This window comes from Kitasatospora viridis (assembly GCF_007829815.1).
GTDB lineage: Bacteria > Actinomycetota > Actinomycetes > Streptomycetales > Streptomycetaceae > Kitasatospora > Kitasatospora viridis.
On sequence record NZ_VIWT01000001.1, the window covers coordinates 3,886,117 to 3,899,375 of the forward strand.

Genomic DNA, 13,259 nt, shown 5'->3' on the forward strand with positions numbered 1-13,259 from the left:
CTCAGGCGACCAGCAGCCGCAGGCCGAGCTCCGCCGCGTCCAGGTCCGCCAACTCGGGGTTGCGCTCGGCCCACCGGCCCGAGGTCAGGTCATCGCGCAGCTGCTCCACCGCCCGCCGCTCGGCCTGCGGCCCGACCCTGGTCCACACCGACACCGCCCGGCGCACGTGCTCCTCCAAGTACGCCTCCGGGCGCCGCCAGTAGGCCTCGAAGAACCCGTCGGCGCAGTCCCACGGGATCAGCACCGGCTCGATCCGCGCCCCGATCGCCTCGGCCAGCTCGTTCACCGAGGGCCGCCCGACGATGAGTTCACCGACCTCGGGCAGGTAGTCCCGGCTGAGCCAGAACCGGTTCAGCCACCCGGCCTCGCTGGAGTCGTGCGTGAACACCACCACCCGCCGGGCCACCCGCCGCATCTCGCGCAGCCCCGCGATCGGGTCCTGCCAGTGGTGGATCGTGCTGAACGCCATCGCGGCGTCGAAGGACTGGTCCGCGAACGGCAGCCGCTCCGCGCTGGCGGCCACGCACGGCGCCGCGTCCGCCGGACGCTGCGCCCGCATCACGGCCGACGGCTCCACCGCCGTCACCTCCCGGTCCACCGGCTCGTACGAACCGGTACCGGCCCCGACGTTCAACACCGTCCGTGCGTCCCCGAGCGCGCTCCACACCTGCGCGGCGATCCGCGGCTCGGTGCGCCGCGTCGCCGGATAGTCCGACCCGATGACCTCGTACAACTGCGCGCCAACCATCATGAGTTGCTCCTCCGGTGTAGTCCTGATCCCCATGGCCCGCGCCTGGAGCTCGCGGTCGATCGCCGTCACCATCGCCGCCGCCCGGTCCCGCTGCTCGGCCAACAACCCGCGCAACCGCCGCAACCGCGCCACAGCATCCCCGGCCGGGTCATCCACCAGCCGCGCGATCTCCCGCAACCCGAACCCCAACCGCCGATAGGCGAGCACCTCCCGCAACCGCTCCACGTCCTGCGCCGAGTACGCCCGGTACCCGCCGGCAGTCCGCGCGGACGGCTGAACGAGGCCGACCTCGTCGTAGTGGTGCAGCGTCCGGACGGTCACATCGGCCAACTCGGCCACCCGCCCCACGGTCAGGTGCTCTTCCATGCCGAGGACTATGCGCCATCACGCCACGTGAGGGTCAAGCACCGGGTACGGAAGATCCGTGGACGGTCCACCAGAGGTAGCGCTAACGTGACTGCCGGTTCGTCAGTCGGGCACTGATCGAAGGCATCGAATGACACAGGATCCCGAGGAACTCGGGCTGGAGAGGCGACAGGCCGAGTTGGCGGCGCTGGAGACAGCCGCCCGCGAACTGCGGTACTTCCTCCCGGCCATGATCACCGGCCTGCTGAGCACGCCGGAGTACATCAGGGCGAGCCTCGGCCACCTGCCGGGCGACGTCTCGAAGACGGTCGCACGCAAGCTTGAGCGACAGGCGGTCCTCCACGACACGTCGAAGGCGTTCACGTTCGTCCTCACCGAACAGGCCGTCAGATGGGCGGTGGTGGGGCCACTGGCCATGTCCGTCCAGATCGAACACCTGGCGAACCTCTCGCAGCTCCCGAACATCCGCCTCGGAGTGGTCCCGCTCGGCTCGCGCCTCGGCCAGGGGCCCATGAACACCTTCACCGTCTACGACGATCGGCTGGCCACGGTCGAGACCTTCACCGACCGGATGGTGTTCCAGGACCCCGCAGACGTGGCGAAGCACCGTCAGGTCTTCGCACTCTACGAGCGCACCGCGCTCTTCGGCGAGCAGGCCGGGGAGCAGTTGCACGAGTGGGCGGAGTTCTACCGCAGGGATCTCTAGGCGACTGCTGGGTCGAGCGCCAGGCGGCGGAGCCAGGGTTTCCAGTAACGGAAACTCGGGCCCCTTGCGCGGCCTTGAGTGGGACCGGAGGATCGAAAGCGACATCGGAACCGGCGGAGGGAGCGCCAGTGCGACTGACACGGCTCGTAGGTTCGTGCGATGAGGGCGAATGCCCGACCCTGTACCTGACCGACCGGGGAACGCTCGCGGTACAGGGAGAGCGCGTGACGGAGCACGGCCTTCGGATCCCGGCTCACGAAGCCCTCGTCGAGATCCCGATCGAGCTCATCCGAAAGGCCGTTCGTGACAACCTCATCTAGGACACTCGGAGACTGGTTCTCGCAGTTCGACCGGGACGCGTTCCGTCTGGAGACCCTGGACGACTACAGCCAGTCCGGTGGGCTCGATGCGTACCAGGCATTCCTCGCGGGTCAAGAACAGCCCGAGGACTACAAGAACTCCAGTTGGGTCACGACCGTGGGCGACGCAACGCGCTCCGGGAAGCGCATGTGCCGCGTCCACATCCTGTCGCGCCCGCTCACGCCCTACCTCCGCTTCGAACTCGGCTGGGGTTACCGGCGGAACGCGGCAGCGGGCGAGGAGTTCTTCATCCTCGACACCACCGACTGCGAGAACCCGATCCCCGCAGCACCGGACTTCTGGCTGTTCGACGACCACACTGCCGCCGCCATGAACTACGACGGAAACGGCCGGTACCTCGGGGTCGATTTCGTCGTAGGCGAGCGGGTCGCCGAATTCCGCGCCTACCGCGACGCGGCCCTCACGGCTGCCGAGCCGTTCGCGGACTGGTGGGCCAAGTACGGCGAGTGAACCGAACGCAGGACACGCCCGAGCCTTCGAACGGCTCGTACAGGGGGCTGCTCGGGGAGCCGCAGCGCCGGCGTTCGTGGCGGATGCGCTCGCGTCCCCGAGCTGATGGGCGAGGGCCGAGCCGTGGCGTGCGAGGAGGCCACGGCTCAACCGCTTCGGTGTCACTCGGCGACGTGGTCGAACTCGCCGTCTTTGACGCCCTGGAGGAACTTGGCGAACTTGATCGGGGTGGTGCGGACGATGACCTCGCCCTCTTCCGACTCGCGGAGTTCGACCATTCCGTCGGCAGTGCGAACCTCGATGCAGTTGTCGCTCGAACCCGAGTAGCTGGACTTCTGCCATCCTGCGCTAGCCATGTCTCTGCTCCTTCTCTTCTTTCAAGGATTGAATCAACTCTCGTGAGCCCTCCTCCGAGAGCGCCGTGGCATTGCCGTGGCCAGTGTCCATCTGCGAGGTGTCCAGCTCCGGGATCGACCCTGCTGCGAAGACGAAGTTCTCGCTGGGGCTGGGGATGACACCAGCGCTGAAGGGCACCACCCGGAGAGAAACGTTCGGGAGTCCGCTTCATGGGCGAAGGCTGTGTAGTGCGTTGCTCACGAGCGCGCACTACACGCTGGCGTTGCATGCGGAAGACCGTTCAACCCTCCTCAACCTCCTCGCCCTCATCGAGGAGACGCACCCCGGGGAACCCTGATGACCCCACCACCGAGGACGGCCGGGACCCGCCCTCGCGAGCGGTGTCCCGGCCGGCCTCATCTGCCGCCTACGGCCGACGTCACTTCAGGTGCCGCCCGAAGAACCCGACCCCCTCCGCCAGCTCGAACGCCGGGGTGCCGACGTGCCCGCCCATGTTGGCGCTCAGCGTCTTCTCCTTGCTGCCGAACGCGTCGAACAGGTCCAGTGCCCGCTGCCGGGGGTTGCCCTCGTCGTCCCACTGCAGCAGGAACCGCAGCGGAATCGTCAGCTGCCGGGCCTCCTCACGCTGAGCGCGGGGCACGTAGCCCCCCGCGAAGAAACCGGCGGCCGTGATGCGCGGTTCGGTCACGGCGAGCCGGATGCCGAGGGCGGTCCAACCCGAGTACCCGACGGGACCGTTGAGCCCGGGCAGTTCGAGCAGCGCGTCCAGGGCGGTCCGCCATTCCGGGACGGCCCCCTCGACCAGCGGGCCGACGAGGGACTCGAAGATCTCGTCGACCGGCTCGCCGGCCTGCATCGCGCGGCGGAGGTCGGCGCGGGCCTGCATAGCGGCGGCGGAGTGGGGGCGGGCGCCGCAGCCGGCGGCGTCGATGCTGGCCACGGTGTACCCGTGGGCGGCGGTGGTCCGGGCGCGGGCCACCAGGCGGGGCTCCGACTTGGGCAGGCCGTTGTTGTGCGCCATCAGGATCAGCGGAGCCGGGTCGGACACGGATCCGGGCGTCCACAGGGTGCCGGGGATCTCCCCGAGGATGAACTCGCGTTCGAGAGTGCCGTCGTCGTGGCGCTGCTCGGCGGTGAAGTGAAGGTCCATGGTCGTACCTTTCGGGAGTGCTCGTGAAAACGGCGCTCCCGGACGACCTATCGCCCGACCGTGACCCCGGAGAGGAGCACCCATGTCGTTACTGCGTTCACGGGTACCACCTCCTCGTTCTCTCGCACGGTCACCGGCAAGGTAGCAGCGCCCGCCCCCACCCGCCAAACGGATTTCGCCCGCACCTACCCGGCCATCGCAGCACGCGGCACGGCGGCCGCGCCCCGCTCGCCGACGGCGGCGACCAGCTCGCGGACGTGCCGCACGGCCCGCGAACGGGAGTGGAACGCCAGGGTGAGGCTGCGCGGTTCCGGTCCGCCGACCTCGACGGTCAGCCGGTAGCCCGGCCGCTTGCGGATCCGGCGCACGATGACCGCCACCACGGTCCCGACGGCGAGCAGCACGGCGGCCACCAGCCCGACCAGGATGCCGTCGGGGAGGATCGTGGCGCTCCAGTTGAGGTGCACTCCGTTGGGACCGCGCAGCCGGACCGTCACCGGGACGCCGTCCGGCCCGACGACCGGTTCCTGCAGCGGCTTCCCGTCCATCTGGTCCGGGTTCCCGGCCAGCACGGCCAAGGTGGCCGGCCCGGTGGCACCTCGGCGCCCGACAGCGGCGGTGCGCATCGCGAGGATCCGCCGGCCGACCGCCTCCACCTTCTTCCGGTCCTGGCCCACCGTGGACCGCACCGACAGCTCCCGGCCGTCGCGCAGTCGCAGCACGATCAGCCAGAAGTCGGTCCCGTTGCTCCGCCGGCCGTCGCGGATCGCCACCTCCTCGACGTCCTGCCAGCCGGTGCGCCGGGGGCGGAAGCCGTTCCGCTCAGTCAGGCCGTTCCGGTCGATGACCAGCCCCAGGCGCGCCATCAGGAAGCAGAAGGTCAGGCAGAAGAACCCGAGGACCGCCGAGAACACCTTCCCGCCGATCGACGGCATGAACAGCCCGGGGGCCTCCAGTGCGAAGAACAGCGCGAACGCGGCCACCAGCAGGAACCGCACCGGATCGTAACTCTTGACCGGTCTCATCGAACCGAGCTTGTCGGTCACCACGCCGAACCCCCCCTGTCACTGATGCGGTGTCATGCTAGAAGATCAACTGAGCCCCTCGAACGGTTCCCGATTGGCCGCCGCCCACTCCCCGAAACTCCGCGCCGGGCGCCCGGTGATCCGCTCCACCGCGTTGGTCACCGGCGCCGGTACGCCGACGGCGGCCTCGGCCGCGTCCAGCAGGGCGCTCAGCACTGGCTCGGGCAGCCACGCCGCGCGCCGCTCCAGGGCCTGCTCCCGGCTCAACTCCTCGACCCGCAGCTCCCGTCCGAGTGCCGCGCCCAGCTCGGCGACCACCTCGCGCAGCCGCATCGAGCGCGGGCCGGTCAGCACCTGCATCCGGGCCCGGTGCGCCCGGCCGGTCAGCAGCTCGGCCGCCACCGCGGCCACGTCGTCCGGGTGGATCGGGTTGAACTGCGCCTCGGGAAAGGCGATTTCGACCGTGCCCGTGGACCCGACGGAACCCGCCCAGTCCCGCGCCGCGTTGGTCGCCAGCCAGCTCGGGTACAGCACCGTGTACCCCAACCCGGAGGCGTCCAGGGCCCGTTCGACCGCCCGGTGGGCCAGCCCGAGCGCCCGGTCGTGCTCGTGCGCCTCGTAGGCGGCGGGGGAGGAGAGCAGCACCACGTGCCGCACGCCGGCCTCGCCCGCCGCGCGGAGGAACCCGTCGACGGGGCCGCGCGCCGGGTAGAGGAAGACCGCCTCGACGCCGCGCAGCGCCCGTTCCGCCTGCTCGGCCGGGGCGGTGAGGTCCAGCTCGACGAGCCCGTCCCCGCCCGCCGCCGCCCGGGCGGACCCGCGCACCGCGTGCCCGCGCTGCGCCAACAGCCTGAACAGTCGCCCGCCGAGGTTGCCCCGGGCTCCGGTGACGAGGATGGTCATCGCGACTCCTGTCGAATGGAGCAATATATCTTTGACTGCAAAGGTAAATTGGAGGCTGACGAAGTGTCAACAGAAGCCCGGGACACACCGGACACGCCCGACCTGGACGACCTGGACGACGCGGTGCGCGCCCTGCTGCTGCTCATGCCCCGGCTTGTCGCCCGGGCCAAGCGGCTGCCCGTCCCCGAGCCGCTGCAGCCGCTCGCCCTCGGGCCGCGCCACCTCTCGCTGCTCTCCTACCTACTGCTCGATGGCCCGATGACGGTCAACGAGCTCGCCGCCCGGCTGGAGGTCGCCCCGACCACGGTGAGCCTGCTGCTCGCCGAGCTCAGCGAGAAGGGCGTGCTGGAGCGCCGCGCCGACGAGACCGACCGCCGCCGCCGGATCGTCAGCATCACCGGATCCGCGCGGCCCGCGATCGAGCGGTGGCTCTCGCCGGGGGCCGCGGCCTGGCGCGGCGCGCTCGCCGACCTGACGCCCGCTCAGCGCCTGCTCTTCGTCGACACCCTGCGCGCCTACGAGAGCGGCGTCGGAACCACCTGAGGTCCACTCAGCACCCGCCCGGCACCCACCAGGCACCCGCTAACGCCGCACCTCGTTGATCAGCCTGCGCCGCGCGCCGCGCCCGCGCGGCAGCCACATCTCCACCTGCTGGCCCTTGCAGAACAACTCGATCCGGTACGGCAGCACGCCGACCAGCCGCAGCACCGCCGCGAACGGCGCGAGCGCCAGCCGCAGGGCGAACTCGACCAGCCACAGCGCGCTCATCACGGTGATCGCGATCAGCGCCGGCAGCCCGATCAGCAGGGAGATCGGGTCGTCCCCGAGGCCGTCCGGCAGCATGTCGACCGCGGGGCCGGGGTTGACCCGGCGGAACCAGGCGAGCCGCCGCTGCCGCAGCGTCCACTTGTTGCCCTTGGCGTCATGCCACTTCATCGCGCGCCCCCGCTCGCCGCACTGCTCTCCCCCGACAGGGGGCGAATATGCCAGAGGTGGCTGCCGGTGTCACCGGAAGGATGAGGAAAGCTCAAATCTCGCACAGATCCACCCCTCGGCCGGGTAGGTGTGTGTTCGACGGGGGTAGCGTCCCTGACAAGGGGAGGTCGGCTTGGGGGAGGTGGCACCGTGCCGGAGTCGTCGCAGTGGCCGTTGGTGTGGAGCGGGTTCCTGCTGATCGCCGTGAGCGTGCGCCTGGCCGTCACCGTGCGCTCGCACCGGCACCGCAGGCTGCGCGCGCCGCAACGGCCGAGCCACCTGGAGTGGCTGCCGGGGGTGGGCGGCCTGATCGCGGTGGCCGACGCCGGACCGCGGATCCTCGGCGCCGACGGCACCGTGCTCGCGGTCGCGGCCGAGCTGGCCCGGGTGGCAGTGGCGGGCGGGCTGGCCCTGCTGCTCTACGGCGGGATCGTGCTGGTCCGGCGGCTGCGGGGCTGAACGGGCGGCCGCCGGCCGCGCTGACCGATCGGTTGCCGGGTCGCAGCCGAAAAGTGATCCCGCCGCCTCCAGGGCTGCGGGGGGCCATGCGGCAGAATCGTCAGCATGACCGAATCCGACGGCAAGCCCGACCCCGGCAGAGCCGCCCCCAAAGCCGAGTCGAGCTACGCCGACCAGGTGTTCCGCTCCACGCCCGGCATGATCTCCGGTGTCCTGCTGCTGCTCGTGGCCGGCTGGCTGGTCGTCGACGCCATGGTGTCCAGCACCGGCAAGACCCCCTGGGTCGCGCTGGCGGCCGCGCCGGTGTTCGCCTTCCCGGTGATCGCCTACACGCTGCGCCCGTCCGTGCAGCTGGGCCTGGACCAGTTGCTGGTGCGCAACCCGCTGCGCACCGTCGTCGTGCCGTGGGCCGCGCTGGACGGGCTGCGCGCCGGGTACTCGGCCGAGGTGACCGCCGGCGGGCGGACCTTCCAGATGTGGGCCGTCCCGGTCTCGCTGCGCCAGCGGAACAAGGCCAACCGCCGGGTCGCGATGGACCGGGTGGCCGACCCCCGCCAGGGCCCCAAGCCCCGCCGCGGCGCCGTCCCCGGCGCGCCGGACCCGAACCGCGCCTGGTCCGACCAGGTGGTGGACATCATCCGCGAGCAGGCCGAGCGCAACGCCGTGCGGCCGACCGCCAAGGGCGAGGTCGTGGTCCGCTGGTGCTGGTGGGTGATCGCGCCCACCCTGGCCGCGCTCGCCGTGCTGATCGTGCTGATCGCGGTCTGACCAACCGCTCCATATGCCGAAAGGGCCCCCGACGGGGGCCCTTTCGGCATATGAGGACCGGTCAGATCCCGGCAGCCGCCGCCAGGTCCCGCTTCAGCGCGCCCAGCAGCCCGGCCGCCCGCTCCCGCGCCCCGGCCAGCTCGTCGGCCGCGCCGACCGGCAGCACGACCTCCAGGTAGCACTTCAGCTTCGGCTCGGTGCCGGACGGCCGGACCACGATCCGGGCCCCGCGCACGCCCTCGCCGGCCAGGTAGTAGCGCAGCCCGTCGGTGGGCGGCAGCTCGGCCGAACCCGCCGCCAGGTCGTCGGCCCGGGTGACCGCCAGCCCGGCCAGCGCCGTCGGCGGCCGCTCGCGCAGCCGGCGCATCGCGGCGCCGATCAGCGAGAGGTCCTCGACCCGGGCGGACAGCTGGTCGGTGGCGTGCAGGCCGTGGGTCAGCGCGAGCTCGTCCAGCAGGTCGGTCAGCGTGCGGCCGTCCCGCTTGAGGCCGGCGGCCAGCTCGGCGACCACCAGCGCGGCGGTGATGCCGTCCTTGTCGCGCACGCCCTGCGGGTCCACGCAGTAGCCGAGCGCCTCCTCGTAGCCGTAGCGCAGGCCCTCGGCCCGGGCGATCCACTTGAAGCCGGTCAGCGTCTCCGCGTAGTCCAGGCCGGCCGACTCGGCGATCCGGCCCAGCAGGGTGGCCGAGACGATGGTGGTGGCGAAGGTGCCGGCGGCGCCCTTGGCGGCCAGCGCGGCGCCGAGCAGCGCGCCGACCTCGTCGCCGCGCAGCATCCGCCAGCCGCCCGGCGCGGCGGCGTCCGGCACGGCCACCGCGCAGCGGTCGGCGTCCGGGTCGTTGGCGATCACCAGGTCGGGGCGGACCTCGGCGGCGGTCGCGAAGGACAGGTCCATCGCGCCCGGCTCCTCCGGGTTGGGGAAGGCCACGGTCGGGAACTCGGGGTCCGGCTCGGCCTGCGCGGCGACCACGGTCGGGGCCGGGAAGCCGGCCTGCTTCCAGGCGGTCAGCAGGGTGTCCCGGCCGACGCCGTGCAGCGGGGTGTAGACGACCTCCAGGGCGCGCGGGCCGTCCGGGTCGAGCACGGTGGCGGCGCGGGCCAGGTAGGCGTCCAGCACCTCGTCACCGAGCAGCTGCCAACCGGCGGCGGTCTCGTCGGCCAGCGGCACCTGGTCGAGCGAGGCGATCGCGTCGATCTCGGCGGCGATCTGCCCGTCCGCCGGCGGCACGATCTGCGAACCGTCGCCCAGGTACACCTTGTAGCCGTTGTCCTGCGGCGGGTTGTGACTGGCCGTCACCATCACGCCGGCCGCCGCGCCGAGCTCGCGGATCGCGAACGCCAGCACCGGGGTGGGCAGCGGGCGGGGCAGCAGCGCGGCGCGCAGCCCGGCGCCGACCATCACGGCGGCGGTGTCCCGGGCGAACTCGGCGGACATGTGCCGGGCGTCGTAGCCGATCACCACCAGGTCGCCCGCGCCGGTGGCGCGCAGGTGGGCGGCCAGCCCGGCGGCGGCCCGGATCACCACGGCGCGGTTCATCCGCATCGGTCCGGCGCCCAGCTCGCCGCGCAGGCCGGCGGTGCCGAACTGCAGGCGGTCGGCGAACCGCTCGGCCAGCCCGGCCCAGTCGTCGCCCGCCTCGGCGGCGGCCAGCAGACCGGCCAGCTCGGTGCGGGTCGCCGGGTCGGGGTCCTCGGCCAGCCACTGCTGGACCCGGGCCTTGAGGGTGGTGGTGTCGGCCATCGCTAACTCCGCTACTCGGTGGTCGTCAGTGGTCAGGGAACGGGAACGGCCCGGGGCCCCTCAGGGGCACCCGGGCCTGGTGCGGCGTCAGATCCGCTCCAGCACCTTCGCCAGCAGCTCGCCCATCCGCTCGGCGGAGGCCTTGCCGGCCTCCAGCACCTCGGCGTGGTTGAGCGGCTCGCCGGTGATGCCGGCGGCCAGGTTGGTGACCAGCGAGATGCCCAGCACCTCGGAGCCGGCCTCGCGGGCGGCGATCGCCTCCAGCGTGGTGGACATGCCGACCAGCTCGCCGCCGATCACCCGGGCCATGTTGACCTCGGCCGGGGTCTCGTAGTGCGGGCCGCGGAACTGCACGTAGACGGCCTCGTCCAGGGTCGGGTCGACCTCCTTGCAGAGCGCGCGCAGCCGCTTGGAGTAGAGGTCGGTCAGGTCGACGAAGTTGGCGCCGACGATCGGGGAGTCCGCGGTCAGGTTGATGTGGTCGCTGATCAGCACCGGCTGGCCGGGCACCCAGCCCTGGCGCAGGCCGCCGCAGCCGTTGGTCAGCACGATGGTCCCGCAGCCGGCCGCGGCGGCGGTGCGCACGCCGTGCACCACGGTGGCCACGCCGTGGCCCTCGTAGTAGTGGTTGCGGCCGAGGAAGATCAGCGCGCGCTTGTCGCCCGAATCCTCGCTGGCGATCTTCACGGAGCGGATCTTGCCCGCGTGGCCGGCCACGGCGGGGGCCGGGAAGCCCGGCAGGTCGGTGACGGAGATTTCCGCCACCGTCTCGCCCAGGGCATCGGCGGCCGGCACCCAGCCGGAGCCCATCACCAGGGCGACGTCGTGGCGCTCGGCACCGGTCAGCTCGCGCAGGCGGGCAGCGGCGGCCTGGGCGGCGGCATAGGGGTCGGCGGACACGGCGGTCTGAGGAGAAGCGTTCACACCGCCGAGGATAGACAAGAAATTCCTACGCGCGTAGAACAACCTGCTCCACCATGCCGGATCGTTACCAGGTTGACCCGAAAGCACCTGCTTTGGCCGGTGTACGACAACCCGCTTCGGAGGAAACTCCAGTTGTCCCCGCGGTGGCCCGCGCCACCCGGCTCAGCAGGGGCGGCGGCGCAGGTCCAGCACGTAGTCGTGCGGGGCGCCGGCGCTCTCCGCGGCGTCCGCGATCAGGCCGAGGTAGCGGGCGGCGGGCAGGCCGCCCTCGTAGTCGTTCAGCACGTAGGTCCAGACCGGCACCTCGCCGTCCAGGGTGTGCGCCCGCAGCCGCACCTTGCGGTAGATGCCGAGCTGCAGGCCCTCCCAGCGGTCCAGGCCCTCCAGGTCCATCGGGGCGATGTCGTAGAGCGAGACGAAGACCTGCTCCTTCTCGTCCTCCACCACGGTGGCCAGCGAGCCCTCCCAGCCCAGCTGCTCGCCGCCGAAGGTCAGCCGCCAGCCGTCCAGCCAGCCCGTTCCGCGCAGCGGGGAGTGCGGGGCGCGCCGGCTCATCTGCCGGGCGTCGAGGTTCGTGGCATACGCGGCGTAGAGCGACATGGGCGCCAGCCTACGGGAGTTGACCGGCGGCCCGGTCGCCGCCCGCCCGCCGGCCCGACCGCCCCGGCGGCGCGGCACCCGACACGCCCGCCCGGGCGCTGCGCCAAGCGGGAGCCCGCTGTTCGCACCTGACGCGGCGTGCGGGACAATGGTGCACGTGACTCGGATCGTGATCATCGGTGGCGGACCCGGCGGCTACGAGGCGGCCCTGGTGGCGGCCCAGCTCGGCGCGGAGGTGACCGTCGTCGATCGCGACGGTCTGGGCGGGGCGGCGGTGCTGACCGACTGCGTGCCGTCCAAGACCCTGATCGCCACCGCCGAGGTGATGACCGGTTTCGACGCCTCCTACCAGGAGCTCGGCATCACCCTGGACGGCGAGAACGAGCGCCCGATCAGCGTGGACCTCGGCAAGGTCAACCGACGGGTCAAGCGGCTGGCGATCGCCCAGTCGCACGACATCACCCAGTCGGTCACCCGGGCCGGCGTCACCGTGCTGCGCGGCACCGGCCGGCTCGGCGGCGGCGGCCAGTCGGCCGACGGCTCGCGCGAGGTCCTGGTCACCGCCCCCGACGGCAGCACCCAGTCGCTGCGCGCCGACGCGGTGCTGATCGCCACCGGCGTGCACCCCCGGGAGGCGCCCGACGCCCGCCCGGACGGCGAGCGGATCCTCAACTGGACCCAGCTCTACGACCTGGAGGAGCTGCCCGCCGAGCTGATCGTGGTCGGCTCCGGCGTCACCGGCGCCGAGTTCGCCGGCGCCTACCAGGCGCTCGGCTCCAGCGTCACCCTGGTCTCCAGCCGCGACCGGGTGCTCCCGGGCGAGGACCCGGACGCGGCCGGCGTGCTGGAGGACGTCTTCCGCCGCCGCGGCATGAACGTGATGAGCCGGCTGCGCGCCGAGCGCGCCAAGCGAGTGGGCGACCGGGTCGAGGTGACCCTCTCCAACGGCGAGGTGATCAGCGGCACGCACTGCCTGATCGCGATCGGCTCCATTCCCAACACCGCCGGGCTCGGCCTGGAGGAGGCCGGCGTCAAGCTGACCGAGTGGGGCCAGATCAAGGTGGACCGGGTCTCCCGCACCTCCGCCCCCGGCGTCTACGCGGCCGGCGACTGCACCGGCGTCTTCATGCTCGCCTCGGTGGCCGCCATGCAGGGCCGGATCGCGATGTACCACGCGCTCGGCGACGCGGTGCAGCCGCTGAACCTGAAGACCATCGCCTCCAACATCTTCACCGACCCGGAGATCGCCACGGTCGGCTACACCGCCGCCGACGTCTCCTGCGGAAAGATGGACGCGGTCGAGGTGAAGCTCCCGCTGCGCGGCAACCCGCGGGCCAAGATGCAGGGCATCCGGGACGGCTTCGTGAAGCTGTTCTGCCGCCCCGGCACCGGCATCGTGGTCGGCGGCGTGGTGGTCGCGCCGCGCGCGAGCGAACTGATTCACTCGATTTCGCTCGCGGTCGACAACAGCTTGACGGTCGAGCAGGTGGCGAGCGCCTTCACGGTCTACCCCTCGCTGTCCGGTTCGACCGCCGAAGCGGCTCGCCAGCTGCACATTCGCAAGCGGGCCGAGAGCGAATCCTGATCGTTTCACCCCGTCGCCCGGGTGGTTCGCCCGGACGGCGGGGGTGCGCCGGGGCATGTCGGCGCGCATTGTAAGGGTGCGCGCCGCGTAAGGGTGAGCAGTTCCTGTTACTAGCGGC

The 13,259-nt window shown here is 72.0% G+C and carries 16 protein-coding genes; 7 read left to right on the forward strand and 9 right to left on the reverse strand.

The genetic code is table 11. From position 1 onward, the window contains the following. Position 1: 1 nt before the first annotated feature. Positions 2-1,117, reverse strand: coding sequence for a MerR family transcriptional regulator (locus tag FHX73_RS17380; protein ID WP_145905867.1), 1,116 nt, complete (start codon positions 1,115-1,117; stop codon positions 2-4). 130 nt (positions 1,118-1,247) lie between these two features. Between FHX73_RS17380 and FHX73_RS17385 the strand changes: the two genes are divergently transcribed. The 3 genes from FHX73_RS17385 to FHX73_RS17395 all read left to right on the forward strand — a co-directional run bounded on the left by FHX73_RS17385 (position 1,248) and on the right by FHX73_RS17395 (position 2,654). After that, positions 1,248-1,823, forward strand: coding sequence for a DUF5753 domain-containing protein (locus FHX73_RS17385; protein ID WP_211786216.1), 576 nt, complete (start codon positions 1,248-1,250; stop codon positions 1,821-1,823). Between the two features lie 128 nt (positions 1,824-1,951). Next, positions 1,952-2,143, forward strand: coding sequence for a hypothetical protein (locus tag FHX73_RS46295; protein WP_145905868.1), 192 nt, complete (start codon positions 1,952-1,954; stop codon positions 2,141-2,143). Further along, the gene (locus FHX73_RS17395) at positions 2,127-2,654 is read left to right on the forward strand and encodes a DUF6879 family protein (RefSeq protein ID WP_145905869.1); all 528 of its coding nucleotides are present in this window, start codon (positions 2,127-2,129) and stop codon (positions 2,652-2,654) included. Before FHX73_RS46295 ends, FHX73_RS17395 begins: the two co-directional genes overlap by 17 nt. Before the next feature lie 161 nt (positions 2,655-2,815). Here the strand turns inward: FHX73_RS17395 and FHX73_RS17405 are convergent, their stop codons facing one another. The 4 genes from FHX73_RS17405 to FHX73_RS17420 form a co-directional block, all read right to left on the reverse strand. Beyond that, on the reverse strand, positions 2,816-3,010 hold the full coding sequence (locus tag FHX73_RS17405) for a DUF397 domain-containing protein (protein ID WP_145905870.1): 195 nt from the start codon (positions 3,008-3,010) through the stop codon (positions 2,816-2,818). Between the two features lie 419 nt (positions 3,011-3,429). Then, complete coding sequence (locus FHX73_RS17410; protein ID WP_145905871.1) at positions 3,430-4,161, reverse strand: dienelactone hydrolase family protein; 732 nt, start codon at positions 4,159-4,161, stop codon at positions 3,430-3,432. Positions 4,162-4,346: 185 nt separating this feature from the next. After that, on the reverse strand, positions 4,347-5,186 hold the full coding sequence (locus FHX73_RS17415; protein ID WP_145905872.1) for a PH domain-containing protein: 840 nt from the start codon (positions 5,184-5,186) through the stop codon (positions 4,347-4,349). 66 nt (positions 5,187-5,252) lie between these two features. Further along, on the reverse strand, positions 5,253-6,089 hold the full coding sequence (locus tag FHX73_RS17420; protein WP_145905873.1) for an NAD(P)H-binding protein: 837 nt from the start codon (positions 6,087-6,089) through the stop codon (positions 5,253-5,255). A gap of 144 nt (positions 6,090-6,233) precedes the next feature. Here FHX73_RS17420 and FHX73_RS17425 point away from each other — a divergent pair, with 144 nt between their 5' ends. Then, positions 6,234-6,632, forward strand: coding sequence for a MarR family winged helix-turn-helix transcriptional regulator (locus tag FHX73_RS17425; protein WP_246213850.1), 399 nt, complete (start codon positions 6,234-6,236; stop codon positions 6,630-6,632). A 39-nt stretch (positions 6,633-6,671) separates the two neighbouring features. Here the strand turns inward: FHX73_RS17425 and FHX73_RS17430 are convergent, their stop codons facing one another. Continuing rightward, positions 6,672-7,025: a hypothetical protein gene (locus FHX73_RS17430; RefSeq protein WP_145905875.1), complete on the reverse strand. Its 354-nt coding sequence runs from the start codon at positions 7,023-7,025 to the stop codon at positions 6,672-6,674. A 189-nt stretch (positions 7,026-7,214) separates the two neighbouring features. Between FHX73_RS17430 and FHX73_RS17435 the strand changes: the two genes are divergently transcribed. Next, entirely contained in the window at positions 7,215-7,523 is a 309-nt protein-coding gene (locus FHX73_RS17435; protein WP_145905876.1) for a hypothetical protein, read from the forward strand. Between the two features lie 105 nt (positions 7,524-7,628). Next, positions 7,629-8,291 carry a PH domain-containing protein gene (locus FHX73_RS17440; protein WP_145905877.1) on the forward strand — a complete coding sequence of 221 codons (663 nt, stop codon included), beginning with the start codon at positions 7,629-7,631 and terminating at the stop codon, positions 8,289-8,291. Between the two features lie 61 nt (positions 8,292-8,352). On the opposite strand, the gene FHX73_RS17445 is transcribed toward FHX73_RS17440, so the two are convergent. The 3 genes from FHX73_RS17445 to FHX73_RS17455 all read right to left on the reverse strand — a co-directional run bounded on the left by FHX73_RS17445 (position 8,353) and on the right by FHX73_RS17455 (position 11,556). Continuing rightward, positions 8,353-10,032 carry a phospho-sugar mutase gene (locus tag FHX73_RS17445; protein WP_145905878.1) on the reverse strand — a complete coding sequence of 560 codons (1,680 nt, stop codon included), beginning with the start codon at positions 10,030-10,032 and terminating at the stop codon, positions 8,353-8,355. Between the two features lie 87 nt (positions 10,033-10,119). After that, positions 10,120-10,956 (reverse strand): purine-nucleoside phosphorylase, encoded by an 837-nt coding sequence (locus FHX73_RS17450; protein ID WP_145905879.1) that lies wholly within the window; start codon positions 10,954-10,956, stop codon positions 10,120-10,122. 162 nt (positions 10,957-11,118) lie between these two features. After that, positions 11,119-11,556, reverse strand: a complete 438-nt coding sequence (locus FHX73_RS17455; protein WP_145905880.1) for a gamma-glutamylcyclotransferase family protein — start codon at positions 11,554-11,556, stop codon at positions 11,119-11,121. A gap of 148 nt (positions 11,557-11,704) precedes the next feature. Between FHX73_RS17455 and FHX73_RS17460 the strand changes: the two genes are divergently transcribed. Continuing rightward, entirely contained in the window at positions 11,705-13,141 is a 1,437-nt protein-coding gene (locus tag FHX73_RS17460; RefSeq protein ID WP_145905881.1) for an NAD(P)H-quinone dehydrogenase, read from the forward strand. Positions 13,142-13,259: the final 118 nt, after the last annotated feature.